6 protein-coding genes are annotated in these 19571 nt (G+C 71.9%); 4 read left to right on the top strand and 2 right to left on the bottom strand.

Features of this window, described 5'->3' with window-relative positions; all coding sequences use genetic code 11:
- Positions 1 to 179: 179 nt before the first annotated feature.
- Together STRTUCAR8_RS04530 and STRTUCAR8_RS04525 are read right to left on the bottom strand one after the other, a co-directional pair.
- Positions 180 to 560, bottom strand: a complete 381-nt coding sequence (locus STRTUCAR8_RS04530; RefSeq protein ID WP_006374252.1) for a YybH family protein — start codon at positions 558 to 560, stop codon at positions 180 to 182.
- A gap of 243 nt (positions 561 to 803) precedes the next feature.
- Positions 804 to 1385, bottom strand: a complete 582-nt coding sequence (locus tag STRTUCAR8_RS04525) for a maleylpyruvate isomerase N-terminal domain-containing protein (RefSeq protein ID WP_006374255.1) — start codon at positions 1383 to 1385, stop codon at positions 804 to 806.
- A gap of 248 nt (positions 1386 to 1633) precedes the next feature.
- On the opposite strand from STRTUCAR8_RS04525, the gene STRTUCAR8_RS04520 reads away from it, so the two are divergent.
- The 4 genes from STRTUCAR8_RS04520 (at position 1634) to STRTUCAR8_RS04505 (ending at position 19517) form a co-directional block, all read left to right on the top strand.
- A complete protein-coding gene (locus tag STRTUCAR8_RS04520) occupies positions 1634 to 2809 on the top strand; it encodes an acyl-CoA dehydrogenase family protein (RefSeq protein WP_006374258.1) in 1176 nt (391 codons plus the stop codon).
- Positions 2810 to 2907: 98 nt separating this feature from the next.
- On the top strand, positions 2908 to 3795 hold the full coding sequence (locus tag STRTUCAR8_RS04515) for an NAD(P)-dependent oxidoreductase (RefSeq protein ID WP_006374254.1): 888 nt from the start codon (positions 2908 to 2910) through the stop codon (positions 3793 to 3795).
- A 210-nt stretch (positions 3796 to 4005) separates the two neighbouring features.
- Positions 4006 to 5427 carry a flavin monoamine oxidase family protein gene (locus tag STRTUCAR8_RS04510; protein ID WP_006374251.1) on the top strand — a complete coding sequence of 474 codons (1422 nt, stop codon included), beginning with the start codon at positions 4006 to 4008 and terminating at the stop codon, positions 5425 to 5427.
- A 287-nt stretch (positions 5428 to 5714) separates the two neighbouring features.
- A complete protein-coding gene (locus tag STRTUCAR8_RS04505) occupies positions 5715 to 19517 on the top strand; it encodes a type I polyketide synthase (protein WP_006374256.1) in 13803 nt (4600 codons plus the stop codon).
- Positions 19518 to 19571 lie beyond the last annotated feature (54 nt).

The raw sequence follows: 19571 nt of genomic DNA, 5'->3' as shown, positions 1-19571 counted from the left end.
GGCCGCCGCGCCGGCCGCCTTGAGGAGGGTGCGGCGCGACGGCCGCTGCTGGCTGGTGGGTCCGGTGTACATGGTGCTGTGTGTCCCCCGTGTACTCGATGCCGGCCCGACGCGCGGACCTGACATGTCATTCATGATCGGATGTGCTTTCGGGTCTGGGTGTTACGGCGTCGGGCCGGTCAGCTTTCCTGGCCGAACGGGTCGTCGATCGCGTAGCGCCACACCCCGTCCTCGCCCAGGGCCAGCACGTCCACCCCGACGCCTTCCAGGTGCTCGGGCGCGCCGTCGGCGCCGACGGTGTCGATCGTCCAGTCGACGATCATCAGCGCGGTGTCCCCGGTGACGAACACCTGCCGGGGCTTGGCCGACATACGCGGACCGGCCGCCAGGAACTCCCGCTGGTACTTCCGGCGCTCGTCACCGGTGAGCGGCTTGCCCGGCTCCCATACGGCGACGGCGTCGGCGGTGTAGAAAGCGTCGACCGTCTCGAAGTCGCCCGTGTTGACGGCCTCGACGTAGCGCGCGGTGTGGTTTTCCAGTTCCGCGACGATCTGTGACATTGCGGGAATCGACCTGCCTTCTTGGTGAGGGACTCTCCGGTGAAAGGAACGCTCGGCACGAGTGCTCGTGCATTCCTTGGCCAGACACTATTCGGGCAGGTTCAACGCCTCATCCATGCTGCGGTAATGCCGCGGTCTCCGGCCCGGGAGACGACAACGCCGGGCAAAAAGAAGAGTGCCGCCGGGCGACTCGCTCGAAGTCACCCGACGGCACGTCGGATCGGTGTGGCGCGCGGCGGCCGGTTACCGGACCCGGCCGTCCCAGCGCCAGCCCGTACGGCGCGGCAGCCCCGGCAGCGCGACGCGTCCCGCGCACCACAGCAGGGTCCGGGCGGGGTCGTGCCCGGTCGGCGCGTCGGGGAAGAGACGCTCCACCACAGGCGCCGCGAGCTCGTCCGAGGGCGTGTACTCCACGTCGAGCGCCTGCGCGATGTCCCGTCCGTGCACCACGAGTTCGAGCACGCCCATCGCGGCGAAACCGGCCGCGTCGGAGTGACCGTAGGGATGCCAGGCGCGGACCTCGGGAGGGGTGTCACGGACGGTACCGGCGAGCAGCGTGCCGGCGATACGGATGCCTTCGAGCGCTGCGGGCGCGGGGGCGTGCGCGTCGATCGAGGAGAACAGGGTGATGTAGCGGTCGGTGGGGCGGGCGATGAGCAGACCCGCGTAACCCACGACTCCGAGAGCGATGTGCGAAAGGGTTTCGCGACAGTTCCAGTCCAGGTCACCGGCATTTCCGTGCCATAGCCGGTCCGCCCCCTTTTCGAGTGCCGTGGTGGTGTCCTCGGCCGCCGTACGTACGAGTTCGGGCCATGAAAGAGTCATGCGGGAATATTCCCACACGTGACGTCGTGCGCACCGTCGGCTCATTTTCCGGTCTCCGGCCGGTAACTGCCCGGTAATTGTGCGGGCAGTTGCGGCGACTTCCTGGAAATGTGGGGGTGATGACCGGGCAATGGGCGGTCTCTTACTGCCTTTTCCGGCACCTTCAGTAAGGTTTTGAACTGCCTGGAGGGCGTTGGTTTCCCGCGCCTCTCGACCGGCAGCAGGAATCCACTACCGAGGAGCCGGAAATGGCCACGAACGACGACCTGACAGCCGTACTGGAGGCCGTGCGCAGCATCGTGCCGACCCTTCGCGAGAACGGCCGCGCCGCCGAGGACCGCGGCTGGCTGCTGGACGAGAGCATCGAACTCCTCGAGAAGGCCGGGGTGTTCCGCATGGCGGTGCCCCGCCGGTTCGGGGGCCTCGACCTGCCGCTGGCCGACCAGGCGAAGGTCATCACCGAGATCGGCCGCGGCTGCCCGGCAGCGGCGTGGGTGACCATGGTGTGGGTCACGAGCACCTGGACGGCCACGCTCTACCCCGACCGGACGCAGGAGGAGATCTTCGCCGCCGGCTCCGTCAGAATCTCCAGCGCGTTCGCGCCGACGGGTATCGCCACCCCCGTCGAGGGCGGGTACCGCCTCAACGGCAGCTGGAAGTTCAACACCGGCTGCAAGGGCGCCGACTGGGACTTCACCGCCGCGATGGTCCAGAACCCGGACGGTACCCAGGGCGAGATCATGGCCGTCGTCCCCATGGACCAGCTCAAGATCGTCGACGACTGGGACGTCTCCGCCGGCTCCGCCACCGGCAGCGCCACCGCGGTCGCCGAGGACGTCTTCGTGCCGGCGCACCACGCGGTGTCCTTCGAGGAGGTCATGGTCAGCGCGACCGGCGACCGCTCCAACACCGGTGCCACCGGCCGCAACTACGGGCTGCTCAGCTTCGTCATGGCGGAGTGCGCCGCCGTGTTCGTCGGCATCGCGCGTGGTGCGTACGAGCTGTTCCTCGACCGCCTGCCCGGCCGTGGGATCACGTACACCGACTGGACCGACCAGAAGCTGCACCCGCTCACCCAGATCCAGGTGGCCACCGCCGCCAACAAGATCGACGCCGCCGAGGCCCTGTCGACGGGCTGGCTCACGCTGCTGCAGGAGCGCGCCGACGCGGGCGAGCAGCCCACCGACGAGGAGAAGGCGATCGTGCGCGGCCAGACCGCGTTCGCCGCCCAACTCGCCAAGGAGGCCGTGCAGATCCTGTTCGACGCCAGCGGTGGCTCCGTCATCAAGCGTGATGTCCACATACAGCGCTTCCACCGCGACATCCAGGGCTTCTCGCTGCACGCGCTCGCACAGATCGACGTGAACCTCGAACTCCAGGGCCGGGTCCTGCTCGGCATGGAGCCGGGCACCGTCTTCCTCTGAGCCGCCCCCCGGGGGACTCTTCCCGGCCCGTTTTCCCACCGGTGCGCCCCGCGCGCCGGTCTGTTCAGCACACCGCTTCGTACTGGAGGAAATGATTCATGGGTGACAACCACACCTCGGTGTCGGTGATCGGCCTGGGCCTGATGGGGCAGGCACTGGCCGCCGCCTTCCTGAAGGCGGGCCACGCCACCACCGTGTGGAACCGCTCGGCGGACAAGGCCGACGGGGTCGTCGCGAACGGCGCGGTCCTCGCCGCCGCTCCCGCCGACGCCGTCGCCGCGAGCGACCTGGTGGTCGTGTGCGTGTCGACGTACGACGTGGTGCACGACGTGATCGGCTCGCTGGGTGACGCGCTGCGCGGCAAGACTGTCGTCAACCTGACCTCGGGCTCCTCCGAGCAGGCCCGGCAGACCGCCGAGTGGGCGGAGAAGAACGGGGCGCGGTACCTCGACGGCGCCATCATGATCACCCCGCCCGGAATCGGCACCGAGACCGCCGTCCTCTTCTACGCCGGCGACCAGGCCGTCTTCGACGCCCACGAGCCCGTGCTGAAGCTGCTCGGCGCCGGCACCACCTACCTCGGCACCGACCACGGCAAGCCCGCCCTGTTCGACGTGTCGCTGCTCGGCCTGATGTGGGGCGCCCTCAACAGCTTCCTGCACGGTGTCGCCATCGTGGAGACCGGCGGCGTCAAGGCGCAGGACTTCCTGCCCTGGGCGCACATGTGGCTCGACGCCATCAAGATGTTCACGGCCGACTACGCCGCGCAGATCGACGCCGGCGACGAGAAGTTCCCGGCCAACGACGCCACCCTGGAGACGCACCTGGGCGCGCTCAAGCACCTCGTCGAGGAGAGCGAGGCGCTCGGCGTCGACACCGAACTGCCCAAGTACTCCGAGGCGCTGATGGAGGGCATCATCGCGCAGGGCCACGCCAAGAACAGCTACGCCAGCGTCGTCAAGGCCTACCGCCGCCCGGCCCGCTAACAAGGCTCGGGCTGTCCTCCCCTGACGAAGGGGCCGGTTCTGATCCCCCCGGTCGGAACCGGCCCCTTCCCCATGCGCGGAAACAGGCGTCCTGAAAGGGCACCGGCACCCGCCGGACGTTTCCGCACCCTTTCCGTAAGGGATTCACGCACGGCATTCCTGCACGGCATTCACTCACGGCATTCACGCTCTTCACGAAAGGTGTTTTCGATGACCGAGAACGGCGACAGCGCGGCCACCCGCGTCAACGGCCGCGTCAGCAGAAGGACCCTTCTGAAGGCGGTGGGCGCGACCTCTCTCACCGCCGGGGTCGTCACCGCCACGGCGCCCTCCGCCGCAGCCGACGCGGGGCCCTTCGACGCCATCGTCGTCGGCGCCGGATACGCGGGCGGCACCGTCGCCCGCGAACTGGGCGCGCGTGGCATGAAGGTCCTGGTCCTGGAGGCCCGCGACCGGATCGGCGGCCGCATCGAGTCCGGGACCCTGGCCGGGCAGCACATCGAACTGGGCGGCGGCTGGTTCGGCCCCGGCCAGAACCTCGTGGCCCGCGAACTGAACCGGTACTCGCTGACCACCAGGGAGGACGTCCACGCCACCCGCATGGTCATGCCCGGCGCGGGCGGCTTCCAGAGCCACTCCCCGCACGAGGCGGGCGACAGGCTCAACACCCTGTTCGCGGACTTCTACGCCGGCTCCGAACGGTACTTCGAGCGACCCTACGAGCCGCTGCACCGCAAGGACCTGCTCGCGTCCGTGGACTCCCTGTCGCTCGCCGACCGGATCGCCCAGCTCTCCCTGTCAAAGCTCGACCACGACTGGGTGAGCGGCGCCACCTCGGTGTTCGCCGGCGGCAACCGGTTCGGCTCCCTGACCGGCATGGCCCAGTGGTACCAGCTCGCGGGCGGCACCTACGACCGGTTCCTGTCAGTGATGAGCCTGATACCCGAAGGCGGCATGATCGCCGTCCTGGAGCGGATGCTGCGCGAGTCCGGGGCGACCGTGAGCCTCAACTCGCCCGTCACCGCGATCCGCGAACGCGGCGGCCTCACCCAGGTCGAGGTGCGCGGCGGCCGCGTCCACAAGGCACCAGTGGTCGTGGTCGCCACGCCCGTCAACATGTGGTCCTCCCTCACCTTCGAGCCCGGCCTGCCCCCCGTGTACGCGGACGCCGCCCGCGAGGGCGTCGGCGTCCCGCACGCCACCAAGCTGTGGCTGCGCGTGCGGGGAACCTCCGAAGCGGTCTCCGCCCAGGCACCCGAGGGCGCCCCCGTCCTGCTGCTGATCCCGCAGGCGCAGCTGCCCGACGGGCGCCTCTTCGTCGCCTTCACCGGCCCCTCCCTCGACGTGTCCGACCCGCAGGCGGTGCGGGCCGCCGTAGGCCAGTTGCTGCCGGAGGCCAGGGTCGTCGACTACCGCGCGAAGGAATGGCACAAGGACCCCTACGCGCGGGGCGGCTGGGGCCTGCGCCGGCCGGGACAGCTGCTGCGCCAGCTGCCGCGTATCCAGGAACCGTTCGGACGCGTCGTCTTCGCGGGCGGTGACACAGCGAGCGGCTGGCACGGCGCCTTCGTCGAGGGAGCCCTGGAGTCCGGCTTCCGCGCCGCGGAGCAGGCCGCCGCCCTCGCGGGCTGACCGGCCCACGCGCCATGACCGGGCGGGGACACTGGCGTGCACCATCGCGCCCACCGCCCGGTCATGGCGCGTTCGCTTTTCCAGTTCCCTTTTCTTCTTCAGCTCCCTTCACCCCCATTCCCTTCACCTCCATTTCATCCGTGCCGTACGACCGGCTCTCCGGACCGAATTACCGAGCCGAGGCCGGACACTGAGATGAGCGAGAGACCCCCTGCCTACGATCTGTCCGAAGGTCCCTCCACCCAGAAGTCTTGCGGTAATTCGGCCGGAAAGGGCAGTCGAGCGCGATGACGAATCAGCACCAGTCCGAAACAATGAGGACGCGCCGTGCGGAAGGCGAGGCAATCGCGGTCGTCGGCCTTTCCTGCCGACTGCCGGGAGCCGAGAACCCCGAGGCGTTCTGGGAACTGCTGAGCACCGGCTCGTCCGCCGTCACACCGGTCCCGCACGGCCGTTGGGAGTCCGCGACCGGCGAGGCCGCACCCGCCGGCACCGAGCCCGGCATGCGCCACGGAGGCTTCCTCGATCGCGTCGACACCTTCGACGCCGGCTTCTTCGGCATAGCCCCCCGCGAGGCACGGGTCATGGACCCGCAGCAGCGCCTCGTCCTCGAACTGGCCTGGGAGGCGCTGGAGAACGCCGGCATCGTCCCGGACACCCTGCGCGGCAGCCGCACCGCCGTGTTCGTCGGCACCCTGCGCGACGACTACGCCGCACTGCTCTACCAGCACGGCGCCCGGGCGATCACCCAGCACACCATGACGGGCGTCAACCGTGGCGTGATCGCGAACCGGGTCTCCTACCACCTCGGCCTGCGCGGCCCCAGCCTCACCGTCGACTCGGCCCAGTCCTCCTCGCTCGTCGCGGTGCACCTGGCCTGCGAGTCCCTGCGCACGGGCGAGTCCGACGCCGCGATCGTCGCCGGAGTCAACCTCAACATCCTTGCCGAGGCCGCCGTCAGCGGGGAACGCTTCGGCGGACTCTCCCCGGACGGCACGACGTACACCTTCGACGCCCGCGCCAACGGGTTCGTACGCGGCGAAGGCGGCGGCGCCGTCGTACTCAAGCCGCTGTCCCGGGCCCTCGCGGACGGTGACGACATCCACGGCGTGATCCACGCCAGTGCCGTGAACAACGACGGCGCCACCCCCGGCCTGACCGTGCCCGGCCGGGACTCCCAGGAGGCCGCCCTGCGCGAGGCGTACGACAGGAGCGGCCTCGACACCAGCGCGGTCCAGTACGTCGAACTGCACGGCACCGGCACACCGGTGGGCGACCCCGTCGAGGCCGCCGCGCTCAGCGCGGTGCTCGGCACGGCCCGCACCGGCGCCGCCCCGCTGCGCGTCGGGTCCGCGAAGACCAACGTGGGTCACCTGGAAGGCGCCGCGGGGATCGTCGGCCTGATCAAGACCCTGCTCGCGCTGCGCCACCGCCGCCTGCCCGCCAGCCTCAACTTCGAAGCCGCGAACCCCGCGATCCCGCTGGCCGAGCTCGGCCTGGAGGTACAGCGCGAGACGGGCGACTGGCCCGTTCCCGACCGGCCGCTGATCGCCGGCGTCTCCTCGTTCGGCATGGGCGGCACCAACGCCCACGTCGTCCTGGGCGAGGCGCCCGCGGGCACCCCCGCAGTGCCGGAACCCGCCACCGGGCAGACCGAATCCATGAGCGCCGAAGCCACCCTGCTGCCCTGGGTGGTCTCGGGCCGCGGTACCGCCGCCCTCGCCGCACAGGCCGACCGGCTGCGGGCGGCGGCGACGGCAGGCTCCGCGCCCCGCCCGGCGGACATCGGCTGGTCCCTGGCCGCCACCCGCACCGCCTTCGACCACCGCGCGGTCGTCCTCGCCGACGACCACGCGGGCATGGTCGCCGGCCTGACCGCCGTTGCCGGGGGAAGGGTCACCGCGCAGGTCGTCACAGGCGCTGTCCGGCCCGGCACGACCGCCTTCCTGTTCACCGGGCAGGGTGCCCAGCGCATCGGCATGGGGCGTGAACTGCGGGCCACCTTCCCGGTGTTCGCCGCCTCCTTCGACGAGGTGTGCGCGGCCTTCGCCCCGCTGCTCGACCGCCCCCTCGCCGAGGTCGTCGACTCCGGGACCGGTCTGGACGACACCGCCTACACGCAACCGGCGCTGTTCGCCGTCGAGGTCGCCCTGTACCGCCTGGTGACCTCCTGGGGCGTCACCGCCGACCACGTGGCCGGACACTCCGTCGGTGAGATCGCCGCCGCACACGTCGCCGGCGTGCTGTCCCTCGGCGACGCCGTCGAACTCGTCGCCGCCCGCGGCCGGCTGATGCAGGAACTGCCCGCCGGCGGGACCATGGTCGCCGTGCAGGCCACCGAGGACGAGGTGGCGCCCCTGCTCGCCGAGCACGAGGACGAGGTGGCGATCGCCGCCGTCAACGGACCGCGCTCCGTGGTGCTCTCCGGCGCGCACGACACCGTCGTGGCCGTCGCGGAACGCCTCGCCGCGCAGGGCCGCAGGACCCGCCGCCTCACCGTCAGCCACGCCTTCCACTCACCACTCATGGACCCGATGCTGGAGGCGTTCCGCGCCGTCGTGGACGGACTGACCTTCCACGAACCGGAGATCGCCGCCGTGTCCACGGTGACCGGCGCCGCCGTCGAGCCGGGCCAGTGGACGTCGCCCGCCTACTGGGTTGAGCAGGTACGCCGCCCGGTGCGCTTCCTCGACGCCGTACGCACCCTCCAGGCCCAGCACGCCGCGACCCTGCTGGAGCTGGGGCCCGACGGGGTCTGCACCGCGCTGGCCGCCGCCTGCCTGGAAGACACCGGCGACACCGATGCCACCGTGCCGGTCGCCACGCTGCGCGCGGGACGCCCCGAGGTGCGCTCCCTCCTCGCCGGCCTCGCAGCCGCGTTCGTGCGCGGCACACCGGTGGACTGGGCGGCCGTGCACGTCGACGGCCAGGGACGCCGTGTCGCGCTGCCCACCTACGCCTTCCAGCGCGAGCGGCACTGGATCGACGGCTCGGCCGGCCCCGCCGCCGCTGTGCCGACCGCCCCCGAGCCCGAGCTCCGGGACACCACGTCCACGACCCCCCGCGCCCGGGCGGCGGGCGTCGACGCCACCGCCCTCGTGCTGGAACAGGTCGCCGCCGTCCTCGAACACACCGACGTCCAGCGCGTCGACCCGCACGCCGCCTTCAAGGACCTCGGCCTCGACTCCCTCATGTCGGTCGAGCTGCGCGACGCGCTCGCCGCCGCGACCGGCCTGAAGCTGCCCAGCGGCCTCCTCTTCGACCACCCCACCCCGGCCGCCCTCAGCACGCACCTCACCACCCTGCTGGCCGGCCCGGCCACCGGCACCCCGGCCGAGGACCGCACCGCCTCCGCCTCCGACCTCGCGAACGAACCGATCGCCATCGTCGGTATGGCGTGCCGCTACCCGGGCGGCGTCACCTCCCCCGAGGACCTGTGGCGGCTGGTCGCCGACGGCCGGGACGCCATCTCCGGCTTCCCCGCCGACCGGGGCTGGGACGCCGACCTGTACGACAGCGACCCCGCGCGCGGCGGCCACAGCACAGTCCACGAGGGCGGTTTCCTGCACGACGCGGCCCTGTTCGACAACGAGTTCTTCGGGATCTCACCCCGCGAGGCCCTCGCCATGGACCCGCAGCAGCGCCTCCTCCTGGAGACCGCCTGGGAGGCCGTCGAGCGTGCGGGACTGGACACCGCCGCCCTCAAGGGCAGCCGCACCGGTGTGTTCGTGGGCGCCACCACCCTCGACTACGGGCCCCGGATGCACGAGGCCCCCGACACGGTCGAGGGACATCTCCTCACCGGCACCACGCCGAGCGTCATGTCCGGGCGCATCGCCTACCAACTGGGGCTGCTCGGCCCGGCGGTCACCGTCGACACGGCCTGCTCGTCCTCGCTGGTCGCCCTGCACATGGCGGTGCGTTCGCTGCGTACCGGCGAGACCAGCCTGGCCATCGCGGGCGGTGCCACCGTCATGTCGTCACCCGGCATGTTCGTGGAGTTCTCGCGCCAGCGCGGTCTGGCCGCCGACGGTCGCTCCAAGTCGTTCGCCGCCACCGCCGACGGCACCTCCTGGGCGGAGGGCGTGGGCCTCCTCGTGGTCGAACGGCTGTCGGACGCCCGCAAAAACGGACACCGCGTCCTCGCCGTCGTCCGGGGCAGTGCGATCAACCAGGACGGTACGGGCAACGGACTGACCGCTCCGGTCGGCACGTCCCAGCAGCGAGTCATCCACGAGGCACTGGCGGACTCACGTCTGACTCCTGCCGATGTGGATGTGGTGGAGGCGCACGGTACGGGGACCCGGCTGGGGGATCCGATCGAGGCGCAGGCGCTGCTGGCGACCTACGGGCAGGGCCGTGAACGGCCTTTGTATCTGGGGTCGTTGAAGTCGAACATCGGGCATGCGCAGGCGGCTGCGGGTGTGGGTGGTGTGATCAAGATGGTGGAGGCGATGCGGCACGGTGTGCTGCCGAAAACCCTGCATGTCGGTGAGCCGTCGCCGTTCGTGGAGTGGGACGCGGGTGCGGTGGAGTTGCTGACCGAGGCGCGTGAGTGGCCGTTACGGGAGCAATCGCCGCGTCGGGCAGGAGTCTCGTCGTTCGGTATCAGTGGCACCAACGCGCATGTGGTCATCGAGGAGTTCACGGCGCCGGACGAGACCACTGCGGTGTCGCGACCGGAGTTGACTGGGCCCGCCCCGTTCGTCCTGTCCGCCCACGACGAGCCCGCCCTGCGCGACCAGGCCCAACGCCTGCACGGCTACATCACCGAGAGCGGCGCCCACCCCGCCGACATCGGGGCGTCCCTCGCCGTCACCCGCACCGCCCTGACCCGGCGTGCCGTGATCACCGCCGAGGACGCCGGCACCCTCCTGGCGGGGCTGGACGCCCTGGCCCGCGGCGAGGAGACGGCACAGGTCGTCACCGGCAGCGCGGCGGGCGTGGGCCGCACCGCGTTCCTGTTCACCGGGCAGGGCGCACAACGAGCCGGCATGGGCCGCGAACTGTACGCGGTGTCCCCGGTGTTCGCGGCAGCGCTCGACGAGGTGTGCGCGGCACTCGACGAACACCTCGAACTGCCCCTGCGCGAGGTGATGTTCGCCGACGAGGACAGCGAGCCGGGCCGACTGCTGCACCGCACCGCCTACACCCAGCCCGCCCTTTTCGCCGTCGAGGTAGCCCTCTTCCGGCTGCTCGTCCACCATGGCATGACACCCGACCTGCTCGCCGGGCACTCCATCGGCGAACTCGCCGCCGCCCACGTCGCGGGTGTGCTCTCCCTCGACGACGCGGCCCGCCTGGTCACGGCACGCGGCCGGCTCATGGAGGCGGCACGGGCGGGCGGCGCGATGATCGCCGTAGAGGCGACCGAGGCCGAACTCGCCGCCGACCTGGAGGACTTGGCGGGCCATGTCGCCCTCGCCGCCGTCAACGGTCCCGACGCCCTGGTGATCTCCGGCGACGAGGACGCGGCCGAGGTGCTGGCCGGGCGGTGGCGCGCCAAGGGCCGCCGCACCCGCAGGCTCCAGGTCAGCCACGCCTTCCACTCGCCGCACATGGACGACGTACTGGACGAGTTCCGCACGGTCGCCGCAGGCCTCACCTTCCACGAGCCGCGCATCCCGATCGTCTCCACGGTCACCGGCGAGCTCGCCGGCGCGGACGAGCTGACCTCGCCCGACTACTGGGCACACCAGATCCGCAGGCCCGTGCGGTTCCTCGACGCCGTCCGCGGCCTCCGGCGGCACGGGGCCACCGTGTTCGTGGAGACAGGCCCCGACGCCGTACTCGCCCCTCTGACCCGCGCCGCCCTGGCCGACACGGACGCGGACGCGGTCGTCGTAGCGCTGCTGCGAGCGGCACGACCCGAGGACGAGACCCTCCTGGCCGGGATCGCCGCGGCCTGGACGGGCGGCGCGCCGCTGGCAGCCGAGACGTTCCACCCCGGCGCCCGCCTCGTCGACCTGCCCACGTACCCCTTCCAGCGCGAGCACTACTGGCTCGCACCCCGGCGGCCCCTGGACGCCAGGGGACTGGGCCTCGACCCGGCGGGACACCCTCTGCTGCAGGCTTCGGTGGAGCTGGCCGGGCGGGACGACCTCGTGCTCACCGGCCGGCTCGCCGTCGCCGAGCAGCCCTGGCTCGCCGACCACGCCATCGACGGCACCGTTCTCGTGCCCGCCACCGCGTTCCTGGAGCTCGCCCTGGTCGCGGCCGGCCACTTCGACCTCGACCGGATCGACGAACTGACCCTGGAGGCGCCCCTGGCACTGCCCGCACAGGGCGCCGTACGCCTCCAGGTCGCCGTCGGCGCACCGGACGCCTCCGGCACCCGGCCCGTCGAGATCCACGCATCCCCCGACAACGGCCCGGAGCCCGGCGCCGACGACGGGCGGGTCTGGACGCGGCACGCTTCCGGCAGTCTCGGCGGTACGGCACCCGCCGGACCCGATCTGCGGCGGTGGCCGCCCGCGGACGCCGACGAGGTTGCGCTGGAGGACGTGTACGAGCGTCTCGCCGGACTCGGCTACGAGTACGGCCCGGCCTTCCAGGGCCTGACGCGGCTGTGGCAGGCGGGCGACGAACTGTACGCCGAGGTAGCCCTGCCCGCCCCGCACAAGGACGGGGCCGACCGGTTCGGACTGCACCCCGCCCTCTTCGACGCGCTCCTGCACCCGGTGGTGCTGCACGCGGCGGGGGAGGACACCGCGGCGACGGACTCCATCAGACTGCCGTTCGCCTGGTCCGGTACGACCCTGCGCGCCGGCGGCGCCGACACGCTCCGGGTACGGATCGTGCCGAGCGGGCCCGACACCTTCGCGCTGCACGCGGCGGACGCCGTCGGCGAACCCGTCGTGAGCGTGGAGTCCCTCGCTCTGCGCCCGGTCGCAAAGGACCGCCTGCGTTCCGCCACGCAGTCGCAGAACGACGCCCCGTACGCCGTGGAGTGGACGCCGGTCGCGGCGCTCGAGACCGATGCCCCGCGCATCGTGGAGGCGACCGGAGCCGACCTCGCGGACGTGGACCCCGCCGCCGACGTGGTGCTCGTGCGCGCGACCATGGGCGACGGGCACAGCGACCTCCCGGCCGCCGCCCACCACACCGCGGACGTCTTCCTGCGCCTCGTGCAGAACTTCCTCGCCGACGAGCGCCTGACCGCCGCCCGCCTCGTGGTACTCACCCGGGGCGCCGTCGGCGCCGCACCCGGCGACCCGGTCCCAGGACTGGCCCAGGCCCCCCTGTGGGGACTGGTGCGCGCGGTGCAGTCGGAACACCCGGATCGCGTAGTCCTGATCGACACGGACGACGACCTGCCGACCGGCGCCCCCCTCCTCGCGGCGGCTGTGGTTTCGGGTGAGGGTCAGGTGGTGGTGCGGTCGGGTGGGTTGTTGGTGCCTCGTCTGCGGCGGGTTGTCGCGGGTGAGGGGGTGGTGTCGTGGGGTGTGGGTCCTGTGCTGATCACGGGTGGTACGGGTGGTCTGGGTGCGGTGTTGGCGCGGCATCTGGTGGTGGTGCATGGGGTGCGGTCGTTGGTGTTGGTGAGTCGTCGTGGTGCTGATGCTCCGGGTGCGGGGGAGTTGGCGGCGGGTCTGGAGGTGTTGGGTGCTTCGGTGAGGTTGGCGGCGTGTGATGTGGCGGACGGTGCCGCGCTGGCGGAACTGCTGGATTCTGTGGGTGAGTTGTCGGGTGTGGTGCATACGGCGGGTGTGCTGGATGACGCGACGGTTGAGGGGCTGACGGCTGACCGGCTTGAGGCGGTGTTGCGTCCGAAGGTGGATGCGGCGTGGCATCTGCACGAGTTGACGCGAGGGATGGACCTCAAGGCGTTCGTCCTCTACTCGTCTGTCTCAGGCCTGCTGGGCATGGCGGGTCAGGCGAACTATGCGGCGGCCAATACGTTCCTGGATGCGTTGGCCGCGCATCGGCGGGCTGCTGGGCTGCCGGCCACCTCCCTCGCCTGGGGCCTGTGGGACGGTACGCACGGCATGGGCGGCACGCTGGGAGACGCCGACCTGGCCCGCTGGACACGCCTCGGCATCCGAACCCTCTCCCCCGAACAGGGGCTCGCGCTGTTCGACACCGCCGTAGCCGCCGGGGAGGCACTACGTGTCCCCGTCGCCTTCGAACCGCGGGCCCTGCGTGCGGGCGGTGCCGAATCCTCGCCCCTGCTGCGCGACCTGGCCCCCGTCCGCTCCCGACGTGCCGCCGCACGTGCGGCCACCGCGAGCACCGAAGGCGCCACCTGGGCTCAGCAAATCGCCGCGCTGCCGCAGGAGCGGCGCCACGAGACGGTTCTCGACCTCGTCCGAGGCATCGTCGCCGGTGTCCTCGGCCACACCGATCCGGCACGCCTCGACCCGAAGCGCGCCTTCAAGGACGTCGGCTTCGACTCACTCGCCGGCGTCGAACTGCGCAACCGTCTGAACTCCGCCACCGGCCTGCGGCTGCCCGCGACCATCGTCTTCGACCACCCGACGCCCGCCGCTGTCGTCGACCACCTGATGACCCGGATCGCCGACACCGCCGCTCCGGCACCCGCCCGCAGCGTGCGGTCCACCGACGACCGGGATCAGGACGAGCCGATCGCCATCGTGGGCATGGCGTGCCGTTTCCCGGGCGGCGTCGCGTCACCGGACGACCTGTGGCGCCTGGTGTCCGAGGGCACCGACGCGATCAGCGGGTTCCCCATCAACCGGGGCTGGGACCTGGACGCCCTCTACGACGAGGACCCCGAGCACACCGGCACCTCCTATGTGCGCCACGGTGGCTTCCTGCACGACGCGGACCGGTTCGACCCCGCGTTCTTCGGCATCCCGCCACGCGAGGCCACCGCCATGGACCCCCAGCACCGGCTTTTGCTGGAGACGGCGTGGGAGGCGTTCGAACACGCCGGCATCGACCCCACGGCACTGCGCGGCTCCGACACCGGCGTCTTCACCGGCGCCATGTACGACGACTACGCGTCCCGCCTCGCCGCGAGCCCCGAGGAGTACGAGGGCTTCCTGCTCGCGGGCAACCTCTCCAGCGTCGTGTCGGGCCGGCTCTCGTACACCTACGGCTTCGAGGGTCCGGCGGTCACCGTCGACACGGCCTGCTCGTCCTCGCTGGTCGCCCTGCACCTGGCGGCGAACGCGCTGCGCAACGGCGAGTGCTCGCTCGCCCTCGCCGGCGGCGTGACCCTCATGGCCAGTCCACACGTCTTCGTCGAGTTCTCCCGACAGCGCGGCCTCTCTCCCGACGGGCGCTCCAAGTCTTTCGCGGGGGCGGCCGATGGTGTGGCGTGGTCGGAGGGTGTGGGGCTGTTGTTGGTGGAGCGTCTGTCGGATGCGCGGCGGAACGGGCATCGGGTGCTGGCGGTTGTCCGGGGCAGCGCGGTGAATCAGGACGGTGCGAGTAATGGGCTGACGGCGCCGAACGGTCCGTCGCAGGAGCGGGTGATCCGTCAGGCGTTGGAGAGTGCCCGTCTGACTCCTGCTGATGTGGATGTGGTGGAGGCGCATGGTACGGGGACCCGGTTGGGGGATCCGATCGAGGCGCAGGCGTTGTTGGCGACGTACGGGCAGGGTCGTGAGCGGCCTTTGTGGCTGGGGTCGTTGAAGTCGAACATCGGGCATGCGCAGGCGGCTGCGGGTGTGGGTGGTGTGATCAAGATGGTGGAGGCGATGCGGCACGGTGTGCTGCCGAAGACGCTGCATGTCGATGAGCCGTCGCCGTTCGTGGAGTGGGATTCCGGTGCGGTGGAGTTGCTGACCGAGGCCCGTGAGTGGCCGGCACGGGAGCAGTCGCCACGCCGGGCAGGAGTCTCGTCGTTCGGTATCAGCGGCACCAACGCGCATGTGGTCATCGAGGAGTTCACGGCGCCGGAGGAGACCGGCACCGCTGCGCGGCCGGAGTTGACTGGCCCCGCCCCGTTCGTCCTGTCCGCCCACGACGAGCCCGCCCTGCGCGCACAGGCCCAACGCCTGCACGAGCACCTGAGCGCGCACCCCGGACAGTCCCTCACGGACACCGGCTGGTCCCTCGCCACCACGCGCGCCCGGCACGACCACCGAGCCGTGGCGGTCGCCGAGTCCCGCGACGAACTGCTAGGCGCGCTCACGGCGTTGAGCCGTGGCGAGTCCGCCCCGACAGTGCTGCACCCCGCCTCAGCCCAGGGCGGCAGAACCGCCTTCCTGCTCACCGGGCAGGGCGCACAGCGCCTCGGCATGGGCCGCGAACTGTACGCGGCGTCCCCGGTGTTCGCGGCGGCCCTCGACGAGGTGTGCGCCCACCTGGACCGCGAACTCCTGCGGCCCCTGAAGTCGGTGCTCTTCGCCGCCGAAGGAACCACTGACGCGGCGCTGCTCGACCAGACGGCGTTCGCTCAGGCCGCCCTGTTCGCGCTGGAGACCGCGCTGTTCCGCGTCGCCGAACACCACGGCCTCACACCGGACTTCCTGCTCGGCCACTCGGTCGGAGAAGTCACCGCCGCCCACCTCGCGGGCGTGCTCGACCTGCCCGACGCCTGCGTCCTCGTGGCCGAGCGCGGCCGGCTGATGCAGGCGGCCCGGGAGGACGGCGCCATGGCCGCCGTCGAGGCCGGCGAGGCCGAGACACGCGCCGCGCTCGCCCCGTACGGCGACCGGGTGGCGATCGCCGGCGTCAACGGCCCGCGCGCCACGGTGATCTCCGGCGACTCCGACGCCGTGGACGAACTCACCGCCCGTTTCAAGGAGCAGGGCGCCCGGGCCAAGCGACTGTCCGTCAGCCACGCCTTCCACTCGCCGCACATGGACGACGTACTGGACGAGTTCCGTACGGTTGTCGCGGACCTCACCTTCCACGAGCCCCGCATCCCCATCGTCTCCAACGTCACCGGCGAGCTGGCCACGGCCGACGACCTGGCCTCCGCCGACTACTGGGCGCGCCACATCCGCGAGGCGGTCCGCTTCCTCGACGGGGTACGTCTCCTGGAGGCGCGCGGCGTCACCGAATGGCTGGAACTGGGCCCCGACGGGGTGCTGAGCGCCCTGGTCACCGACTCCCTGGCGGCGGACCCCGGTGCCGTGACGCCGGTCCTGCGCAGAGGCCGTCCCGAAACGGGGGCGTTCGCGCACGCACTCGGGCTGTTCGCCGCACGCGGGGCCGACGTGCGCTGGGACACCGTCTTCCCCGGCGCCCGCGAAACCGCCCTCCCGTTCTACGCGTTCCAGCGGCAGCGCTACTGGCTCGACGCCCCCGCGACGGTCTCGGACGCCGCGGGCTTCGGACTCGTACCGACCGACCACCCGTTGCTCGGTGCCGCCGTCCCGCTGGCCGACCGTGACGAGCACGTCCTCACCGGCCGCCTGTCGCGCGGTACGCATCCCTGGCTGACGGAGCACACCGTCGCCGGCACCACGCTCGTGCCCGGCACCGGACTGCTCGAACTCGCCCTCCGGGCGGGCGAGCAGCTCGGCGCCACGGCGGTCGAGGAACTCACCCTGGCCGCCCCGCTGGTGCTGCCCGAACACGGGGGCATCCACCTTCAGGTGTCCGTCGGCGCCGAGGACACCGACGGCACCCGCCCGCTGCGCGTCCACGCCAGGCCCGACAGCGACCCGGACCAGAACGAGGCCTGGACCCTGCACGCCCACGGCACCCTGCGCGCCGACACCGAAGCCGACGCCGGGGCGGCGAACAGTGCCGCGAACGGCGCCCTCACCGTCTGGCCGCCCGCCGGAGCACGCGAGATAGATCTCACCGGGGTCTACGAGCTCCTCGCCGAGCGGGGTTACGAGTACGGGCCGGCGTTCCGCAACCTGCGCAGGCTGTGGACGGCGGACGACGATCTCTTCGCCGAGGTCGCCCTGGGCGACGACCAGCGCGCCGCAGCGGGCCGGTTCGCCCTCCACCCCGCGCTGTTCGACGCCGCGCTGCATCCGCTGCTGCCCGGCGTCGTCAGCGACGAAGGGCAGCCGCTGCTCCCCTTCACCTGGGCGGGCGCGAGCGTGTACACCGGCGGCGCGTCGGTCCTCCGGGTCCGGCTCGAGGGCGCTGCGGCGCCGGGGGCCGCGGACGGGGGCTCGACGTCGGTCGCGCTCACGGTGGCCGACGCCTCGGGCGCGCCGGTGGCCGCCGTGGCGGAGCTGACCCTGCGTCCGCTGACCGCCGAGTCGCTGCGCGCGGCGGGCGCCACCTCCGCGGACGGACTGCTGCGGGTCGACTGGAGCCGCCTTCCCGCGACGAGTGACACGAGCGCCGACCTCTCCACCTGGGCGGTCCTCGGCTCGGCGCGTGACCTCGGCCTGCCGGCCGACCGGATACGCGCCTACGCGGACCTCGGAGAGGCGGCACGCGCCATCGACGAGGGCGCGCCCGTGCCCACCGTCCTCCTCGCCCCCCACATCTCGGCGCACGCCGGCGACTCGCTGCCGACCGCCGCGAGTGAGGCGGCACAACGTGCGCTGGCCCAGGTGCAGACATGGCTCGGAGACGACCGCTTCACGGGCACCCGCCTCGTGGTCACCACCAAGGGCGCCGTGCCCACCGCACCCGGCGAGAACGTCACCGACCTGGCGAACGCTCCGCTCTGGGGCCTGCTGCGCTCGGCGCAGACCGAGAACCCGGACCGTATCCAGCTCCTGGACCTCGACGACACGGACCTCACGACGAACGACACCGAGCTCGCGGCGGCTGTGGTTTCGGCTGTGGTTTCGGGTGAGGGTCAGGTGGTGGTGCGGTCGGGTGGGTTGTTGGTGCCTCGTCTGCGGCGGGTTGTTGCGGGTGAGGGGGTGGTGTCGTGGGGTGTGGGTCCTGTGCTGATCACGGGTGGTACGGGTGGTCTGGGTGCGGTGTTGGCGCGGCATCTGGTGGTGGTGCATGGGGTGCGGTCGTTGGTGTTGGTGAGTCGTCGTGGTGTTGATGCTCCGGGTGCGGGGGAGTTGGCGGCGGGTCTGGAGGTGTTGGGTGCTTCGGTGAGGTTGGCGGCGTGTGATGTGGCGGACCGTGCCGCGTTGGCGGAACTGCTGGATTCTGTGGGTGAGTTGTCGGGTGTGGTGCATACGGCGGGTGTGTTGGATGACGCGACGGTTGAGGGGCTGACGGCTGGCCGGCTTGAGGCGGTGTTGCGTCCGAAGGTGGATGCGGCGTGGCATCTGCACGAGTTGACGCGAGGGATGGACCTCAAGGCGTTCGTCCTCTACTCGTCGATCGCGGGGCTGCTGGGTACGGCGGGTCAGGCGAACTATGCGGCGGCCAATACGTTCCTGGACGCGTTGGCCGCGCATCGGCGGGCTGCTGGGTTGCCGGCCACCTCCCTCGCCTGGGGCCTGTGGGCGGAGACCAGCGCCATCACCGGCCACCTCGCCGACACCGACCTGCGCCGCCTGGCCCGCTCCGGCCTGCTGCCGCTGGCGACCGACGACGCGATGGCACTCTTCGACGCGGCGCCGGCCACCGGCGAGAGCGTCCTCGCCGTCACCAGGCTCGACACCCGGGCCATCCGCGCCATGGGCGACCGGGTACCGCCACTCCTCGCCGGTCTCGTCCGCGGGAATCCGGCCCGCCGCACTTCAGCGGCAGCGGGCGCCGCCACCTCCGCCCGGAGCGGAGACCAGGGACTCGCGGAGCGGCTTGCCGTCCTGTCCGCGACCGACCGGGAACGGACCCTGGTGGACCTGGTACGCGGCAGGGTGGCAGCCGTACTCGGCCACGCCGACAGCACGGTGATCGACGCCGACCGGGCGGTCCAGGAGCTCGGCTTCGACTCGCTGACCGCGGTCGAGCTGCGTAACCAGCTCGGTACCGAGACGGGCCTGCGGCTGCCGAGCACGCTGGTCTTCGACCACCCCACCCCCAGGGCGCTCGCCAAGTACCTGGCCGAACAGCTCGCCGTGGAGGAGACCGCCCCCGACGAGCCGGTGCTCGCGGAACTCGCCCGGCTCAAGACCGCCATCGAGGCGGTCGCCACCGACGAGTCGGCCCACGGCCGGATCACCGCCCGCCTACGGGAGCTCCTCGACGCCGCCGACATCGCGGCCGGGACCACCGACCCCGACGGGGATGACGAGGACCTGGATTCGGCCACGGACGAGGAGCTGTTCGCCCTCATCGACGAGCTGAACTGAGCCGCAACCCGCAACCCGCAACCGCCCACGACGACGACACCGATCACCACACAA

This window comes from Streptomyces turgidiscabies Car8, assembly GCF_000331005.1.
Classification (GTDB): domain Bacteria; phylum Actinomycetota; class Actinomycetes; order Streptomycetales; family Streptomycetaceae; genus Streptomyces; species Streptomyces turgidiscabies.
The sequence above is the reverse complement of the archived record's forward strand: the minus strand, read 5'-3'. Positions and strand labels throughout refer to the sequence as shown.